This window comes from Roseivivax halodurans JCM 10272, from assembly GCF_000521785.1.
Classification (GTDB): Bacteria; Pseudomonadota; Alphaproteobacteria; order Rhodobacterales; family Rhodobacteraceae; genus Roseivivax; species Roseivivax halodurans.
Genome location: NZ_JALZ01000133.1, coordinates 1 through 635 on the forward strand (window position 1 = coordinate 1; position 635 = coordinate 635).

The following is a 635-nucleotide window of genomic DNA, read 5'->3' on the forward strand; positions in this document are numbered from 1 at the left end:
GCAACCGTCCATTCGTCATTGGTCTCGAGCATCAGCGCACCGACGAGCCGAACGATGGCCTCGTCGTTGGGGAAGATGCCAATGACGTCGGATCGGCGCTTGATCTCCCGGTTCACCCGCTCGAGCGGGTTCGTTGACGCGATCTGAGCCCAGTGCTCGCGGGGAAAATCCATATAGGCGAGAACGTCGTCGCGCGAGGCGTCCATGAGGGTGCCGAGCCTCGCCTGCTTCTCGCGCAGTGCGTCCGCCACGACCTCCCACTGGGCTTCGGCATCTGCCTTGTTTTCCTGGGCGAAGATCGTCTTCAGCATCGCGGCCACGGCCGTGCGCTGCTTCGCCGGGGCATGGGCGAGCGCATTGCGCATCCAGTGAACGCGACAGCGCTGGTGCGTCGCATCGAATACTCGCCGTGCAGCAGCCCGCAGCCCCTTGTGGTCGTCGGCGACCACCAGCTTCACACCGCGCAGGCCACGGTCTGCGAGAGAGCGCAGGAAGTCGGTCCAAAACGTCTCGGCCTCGGAAGGCCCGGTGGCAACGCCGAGAACCTCGCGCTTACCGTCCTCGTTGACCGCAACGGCGATTATCACAGCGCGGCTGACGATCCGTCCGCCCTCACGCACCTTCACGTAGGTCGC

General features: G+C 65.2%; 1 protein-coding gene. It reads right to left on the bottom strand.

Features of this window, described 5'->3' with window-relative positions:
* A partial coding sequence (locus tag OCH239_RS21480; RefSeq protein ID WP_037267607.1) for an IS256 family transposase occupies window positions 1-635 on the bottom strand: 635 nt, incomplete at both ends.